Annotated in this window: 7 protein-coding genes and 1 tRNA gene; 6 read left to right on the top strand and 2 right to left on the bottom strand. The window is 54.5% G+C overall.

What is annotated here, in order from left to right:
- Positions 1 to 10: 10 nt before the first annotated feature.
- Positions 11 to 1,495 carry a trigger factor gene (gene tig / locus CGZ80_RS24320; RefSeq protein WP_094418271.1) on the bottom strand — a complete coding sequence of 495 codons (1,485 nt, stop codon included), beginning with the start codon at positions 1,493 to 1,495 and terminating at the stop codon, positions 11 to 13.
- Between the two features lie 435 nt (positions 1,496 to 1,930).
- On the opposite strand from tig, the gene CGZ80_RS24315 reads away from it, so the two are divergent.
- Positions 1,931 to 2,003 (top strand) — tRNA-Gly (locus CGZ80_RS24315).
- A gap of 331 nt (positions 2,004 to 2,334) precedes the next feature.
- On the opposite strand, the gene CGZ80_RS24305 is transcribed toward CGZ80_RS24315, so the two are convergent.
- Positions 2,335 to 2,526, bottom strand: a complete 192-nt coding sequence (locus CGZ80_RS24305) for a hypothetical protein (RefSeq protein WP_094418269.1) — start codon at positions 2,524 to 2,526, stop codon at positions 2,335 to 2,337.
- Between the two features lie 369 nt (positions 2,527 to 2,895).
- Between CGZ80_RS24305 and rpsJ the strand changes: the two genes are divergently transcribed.
- The 5 genes from rpsJ to rplB all read left to right on the top strand — a co-directional run bounded on the left by rpsJ (position 2,896) and on the right by rplB (position 6,118).
- Entirely contained in the window at positions 2,896 to 3,222 is a 327-nt protein-coding gene (gene rpsJ / locus CGZ80_RS24295) for a 30S ribosomal protein S10 (RefSeq protein ID WP_094418267.1), read from the top strand.
- Positions 3,223 to 3,529: 307 nt separating this feature from the next.
- Positions 3,530 to 4,183, top strand: a complete 654-nt coding sequence (rplC, locus tag CGZ80_RS24290) for a 50S ribosomal protein L3 (RefSeq protein WP_233148636.1) — start codon at positions 3,530 to 3,532, stop codon at positions 4,181 to 4,183.
- A gap of 5 nt (positions 4,184 to 4,188) precedes the next feature.
- A complete protein-coding gene (gene rplD / locus CGZ80_RS24285) occupies positions 4,189 to 4,833 on the top strand; it encodes a 50S ribosomal protein L4 (protein ID WP_094418265.1) in 645 nt (214 codons plus the stop codon).
- A 38-nt stretch (positions 4,834 to 4,871) separates the two neighbouring features.
- Positions 4,872 to 5,195, top strand: coding sequence for a 50S ribosomal protein L23 (gene rplW / locus CGZ80_RS24280; RefSeq protein WP_094418264.1), 324 nt, complete (start codon positions 4,872 to 4,874; stop codon positions 5,193 to 5,195).
- A 65-nt stretch (positions 5,196 to 5,260) separates the two neighbouring features.
- Entirely contained in the window at positions 5,261 to 6,118 is an 858-nt protein-coding gene (gene rplB, locus CGZ80_RS24275; protein WP_094418263.1) for a 50S ribosomal protein L2, read from the top strand.
- Positions 6,119 to 6,125: the final 7 nt, after the last annotated feature.

The following is a 6,125-nucleotide window of genomic DNA, read 5'->3' as shown; positions in this document are numbered from 1 at the left end:
GCTCGGTTCCTTACTCTTTGTCCTTGTCGGAGTTTGCTTCTGGAACCGAGTTGTCTTCGTACTTCGCTTCTGGAATCGCGGCATCATTGCGAGTTCCAAGAATGCTGAATTCGACGGGATAGCTCTGGCCGTTCGAATCGTCCATTTCACCGGACATGTCTTCTTCGGTGACCTTAGCGTTCTCGACGATCATGTCGATGACTTTACGCTCGACAATTTGGTTCCGCAGGGCGTCCATCTGGCCGCTCTTTTCCAGACGGCTGCGAGTCTTACGTGGGTTCACGCCGTTCTGTTGACTAATCAACATGATTTCGGCTTCGAAGTCCTCTGGAGTCGCATCGATTTTTTCTTCTTCTGCGATTTGCTCCAACACGAAGTGCTCACGCAACGCCGACTCGGTCGAAGCACGTGCGTTTTGCTGCAACGCGTTTGCGATGCCGCGAATTTGCGTTTGGTCAAAACCGCTGCGCTGCAATTCCAGAATACGACGTTGAATTTCACGATAGGTTTGGCGACGAACCAAATCTTCGGGAAGCTCAAAGTTGACCGCATCGCTCAGCAAGTTCGACACTTCACGACGAATGTGCTGCTGAATGCGGTATTCCGATTGACGCTCTAGCGATTCCTTGATGAAGCCGCGGAGTTCTTCTTCGGATTCGAAATCGCCGAGTTCGTCAAGCAATTCGCTGGTCAGCTCAACGCTTTCCAACTTCTGGACTTCAACGAGGGTGACTTCGGCGCTCAACTCACGCTTCTCTTCGTCGTCTTCGGTGTTCGACAGTTCGACTTTGGTGGTGACTTTGTCGCCTTCTTTTTTGCCGATGACGTCTTTACCAAACTCGCTGCACAAACCGTCGGTGAACGACAACTTGTCAGCCACAGTGACGAGCTCTTCTTCGAGCTTCGAAACCGTTTTACCGCCTTCGGTGAACACGATGTTGACGACAACACGATCGCCAGCGGCCGCGGGCTCTTCGGTCGCTTCCCAGTTCGCACGATCGCGAAGAACACGATCCAATGCTTCGGTGATTGCTTCTTCGTCGATGTTTTCGGTCGGCTTCTTCAGCTCCAAACCTTTCCACTCGGGAGTGTCAAAGTCGGGGCGAACTTCAATCGTGAACTGGTAGGTGAAATCACCATCGCCTGGTTCAGGGATCGAGTTGTAATCGAAGTCAGGCTCGCTGATCGCAGAGAACGATTCGCTGTCGGTCACTTGGGTCAAGCTGTCCATCAACAGCTTGCCTTTGACCTGCTCGACAACGCGGTCTTTGAACTGCTTTTCGACCAAGCGGCGCGGTGCACGACCACTTCGGAAACCGGGCACCTGTGCCTCGGGAACCAATTCGTCGTACGCTTCTTTGAGGTAACGCTGAACTTCGGCCGAAGGAATCGTCACGACGACTTCGCGTACGCAAGCCTGAGTCGTATTGACCTGGACATCCAGTTGCAACTGTGGGCTTTCGGCCGTTTCGGGTGTATCAATGGACGTGGACATCCTGTGGCAAACCTTCGCGGAAAAATGGGGAAGTGAATTGAGACTTATCAAGTCGCTTGAACAGACACTCGCCGCTTCTCTGCACGGCGCGGACCGCTTCTGCGATTTTGTGTTTTTGTTGAAGAAGCCCGTAATCTATCGCGGATGAGCAAAAATCGGCAAGCCAATGTCTTGAATGTCGACATATTTTGCGTCAGATGAGCAATCTGGACGATCGGCCAACTACCGGCACACCCGCCACACGGAGCACCTTTTATCGGCAATCGACGTCAATCGCGATACGTTTAGCAACCCATCTCCCCTCCAAATTCGGCGACGCACCACCAAGCGGAGAGGACACCAAGAACTCGCCTAAAAGAATTTCCGATCAAGTTCACAGAAGGGCTTGCCGATCGTTTCAGTGTTGCTAATCTCTTGCTCCTCAAGCAAACGCAAGCGGCTGTAGCTCAGTTGGTAGAGCATCACGTTGCCAACGTGATTGTCGTGGGTTCGAATCCCATCAGCCGCTCTCAAAAGAACAAAAGCCCGCTGGTTCACACCAGCGGGCTTTTTTCGTTTCCACACAGAACCGCCCCGCAAACAAAGCCCACGACACAACAAAGCAGGGCCACCCTAAAGCCAGAGCGCACTGCAGACCACCCAACTACACAACAGAGCCGCACGGCCAAAGCAAACCAAACCCCGCAACCGGAGCCACACTGGCGGCAACACCCACAACAAAGCGTGCGCGAAGAAGCCGCGACAAACCGCGGCCAAAACCAAAACCGCCACCGGGACTGCGAAACACACAAGCACGAGCACGAGCACGAGCACGAGCACGAGCACGAGGCAAAAACAACTCAGCCAAGATCCGGCTTCTCGCGACCATCCGCGCCATAGCGATTAAACGCGAAATACAGATACGGCACCGGCAAGCACAGCAGCAGCATGTAGAAAAACCGCCCCACCACAACACCAAGCACGACCGTGATCACAACAAACAAAACCCACACCCACCACGTGTCGCGCCAAAGCCCCAGAACCTGATTCATTTCACCTACTCGCTAATCTCGAGCCAATCGAACACTTCTTCGCCAACCAACAAGTGTCCATCACCAGCAAAACCCCGCCACAAACCGTACCTTTTACGGGGCAAAACGCCCCAGGGACAGCGATATTTCGCGGCATAACCCGCAAGCTCTGCCCGCCATCCCTAAACCGGGCATCCAACAAGAGAAACTTTTTTGAGGTTTTTGCGAAGAGCCGTTGACGCTTGGCACGACCAAATCTACATTCTCGCCTCCCTGCAAGACTGAGGTCAAACAGGGAGTCGAAGCAAAGGCCTTCGCGACTCGCGAAACCCTCGCTTTTGCAAGCAAGATTTTGTTCGTTTCTACCCACTCTTTTTTGGAACTACTAACGTGTCAGCCGGAGCAAACGAGGTCATCCGTATTCGTATGGAAGCATACGACCACTCCGTGTTGGACCAGAGTGCCCAGGAGATTGTGGATACCGTTAAGCGGACTCACAGCGAAGTGCACGGTCCAATTCCGTTGCCAACTCGCATTGAGCGATACACGGTTCTGTCCAGCCCGTTCGTGAACAAGAAATCTCGTCAGCAGTACGAGATCCGAACTCACAAGCGACTGATCGACATCGTCCAAGCAACTGCGAAGACGATCGAGGCTTTGAACAAGCTCAGCCTTCCAGCTGGCGTCGATATCAAAATCAAAGCTTCGGCACGCTAGTTCCTTGCCGGCAAGCTTTACTTGCAGGCAACACTTTGCGAGCCACCGCAACCGTGGCACAAAACCTGGTCGCACTTCGTGCGGCAAGGTGAAACGTCAAAAACAAAAACACACATCCGGTATTCCGTGTATGAACGGATTCCGAGCCCGATAACCCAGGCACCCGCTGCCCGACACAACAGAGGCAGTTGCTCAGCTTGTGGTTCGGGCCGGAAAGTTCGAAACCCCGATACGAGCCAGTGAGTCTCCACGGTAAACCCGTGGTGCGAGAGCTATGTCACCATCACTACTTGGTCGCAAGATTGGCATGACCCAGATTTACCAGGAAGACGGCAGCGTCGTTCCTGTAACCGTGGTTCAAGCCGGTCCCTGCAATGTCCTGCAAGTCCGTTCGCTCGAGCGTGACGGGTACGCCGCAGTTCAATTGGGTTTCGAAGACAAACCGCGCCGCCTGGCTTCGCGTTCAGAGCGAGGCCACGTTGCCAAACTTGACAGCAAGCGAGCTAAAAAGCGTAGCGAAGCTGGTGTTGAGTTGGTCGAAAAGGCTGGCTGCGAGCCACAGCGATTCATTCGCGAGTTCCGTGGCGAATCTGATCTTAACGTTGGCAGCCAAGTCACCGTCGATATCTTCGAAGGCATCAGCCGCGTTGATATTACTGGCACCAGCAAAGGCCGTGGTTACGCCGGTGTAATGAAACGGCACAACTTCAGCGGTCAACGTGCTTCACACGGTGTCAAGAAAGTTCACCGGCACGCTGGTGGTACTGGTTGCAGTGCATCGCCTAGCCGCGTGTTCAAAGGCCGCCGCATGGCCGGTCAGTACGGAAACGTCAAGATTACGACTCGGAATCTGGAACTCGTCCGAATTGTCCCCGAGGACAACTTGCTGCTGATCCGGGGCGCTGTCCCTGGACCCAATGGCGGTTTGGTTTCGATTCGTCAAACGAACAAGGTGAAATAATTCCGATGGCAACGCTACCGATTGTCAACCAGTCCGGCGAAGAGGTCGGAAAGTACGAAATCGACACCGAGCAGATTGCTGATCGCATCAGCAAGCAACTTCTGCACGACGCGGTCGTGATGTACCAAGCTAACCAGCGTCAAGGAACGCACTCTGCGAAAACACGTGGAGAAGTTAGCGGAACAAATAAAAAGATGTACCGCCAAAAAGGTACCGGCCATGCACGTGCCGGCTCCAAGCGAACCAACGTTCGCCGTGGTGGTGGTACGACCAAAACAATTAAAACTCGCGATTACAGCTATCGCCTACCGAAGAAAGCGTTGCAACGCGCCACACGCATGGCGATTCGCAGCAAAATCGACGACGGCGAGTTGGTTGTCATCGACAGCCTGGCGTTCGAGTCGCCCAAGACTGCTTTGATCGCATCGATCCTGAAAGCTGTTGGTCTTGGCGGAACCACCACACTGATCGCGACTGCCGAAATGGACAGCTCGATCTACAAGAGTGGTCGCAACATCCCAGGTGTTGAAGTCCAACCTGTACGACAGCTGAACGCTCTCTCGGTGCTTCGTCCAAACCGCATGCTTGTCACAAAAGATGCATTGGATCGAATCAAAGACGGCACGTTCGCCAACGCCGCAGCCGAGTAACAAGGTAACCATCAGGCAAACTCGCCCGAGTAGCAACCATGGCAAGAATCCAACCACCGGCTCCGACCGAAACCAAGATCAAGCTTGAGCCTCACCAGATCCTGCTTCGTCCTTTGGTAACTGAAAAAGGCGTTCACCGCGCGACGCGGCACAACGAATACGCTTTCGAAGTTCATCAAATGGCAACCAAGCCAGAGATCAAAGCGGCTATCGAAAAGTTGTTCGAGGTTCGAGTCGAGAAGGTCTGCACCCAAAACCGCAAGGGTAAGACGAAACGTACCCGCAGTGGTTTCGGCCGCACCTCCGACTGGCGTCGGGCAATCGTGCACCTGCACGAAGACGACAAAATCGATTTCTTCTAGGCCGATCTAGACGAAACCGAATCACAACAACACATCAATTTCACTAGAACCCCAAGACATTCGCGATGGGAATTCGCATCTACAAGCCGACCAGCGCCGGACGACGCAACGCGTCTGTCAGCGACTTTGCAGAGCTGACGCCGGGCTACGAGGTCGAAAAGTCCCTGCTGAAGCCGAAGCGAAAGACCGGCGGCCGAAATAACCAAGGCAAGATCACGGCACGTCACCGTGGCGGCGGTCACAAGCAGAAGTATCGCATCATTGATTTCCGTCGCGTGAAGGATGGTGTCGTCGCAATCGTCGATTCGATCCAATACGACCCGAACCGCTCGGCGCGTATCGCGTTGCTGAAGTACCCCGACGGGGAAAAGAGCTATGTGGTTGCCCCGAACGGGCTGAAAGCGGGTGACAAAATCCAAAACGGTGCCGAAGCGCCTCCAACGTTGGGCAATTGCTTGCCGTTGAAGAACATTCCTCTCGGAACGACGATTTGCTGCATCGAGATGCGAATCGGTGGTGGTGCGGTTCTCTGCCGATCGGCAGGAACTGGTGCGACCCTGATGGCTCGTGAAGCGGATTGGGCACAGATCCAACTTCCTAGCGGTGAAGTCCGCCGGATTCCCAGCCGTTGCCGTGCGACCATCGGTCAAGTTGGCAACAGCGAACACATGAACATTGTCCTCGGTAAAGCTGGCCGTGCACGTTGGTTGGGCCGTCGCCCACACGTTCGCGGTACCGCGATGAACCCGATCGACCACCCGCACGGTGGTGGTGAAGGCCGAACCAAGGGCGGACGTCACCCGGTGAGCCCGCAGGGCAAGAGCGCCAAGGGTGGTGCAACACGACAAAAACGCAAACCCAGTAACAGCTCGATCGTTCGCCGCCGCAAGAGCAAGCGATACGGTCAGTTGAAACTGCGTTAACAAACGC

The sequence above is a fragment of the Rhodopirellula sp. MGV genome, assembly GCF_002251265.1.
In the GTDB taxonomy this organism is placed as follows: domain Bacteria; phylum Planctomycetota; class Planctomycetia; order Pirellulales; family Pirellulaceae; genus Stieleria; species Stieleria baltica_A.
The sequence above is the reverse complement of the archived record's forward strand: the minus strand, read 5'-3'. Positions and strand labels throughout refer to the sequence as shown.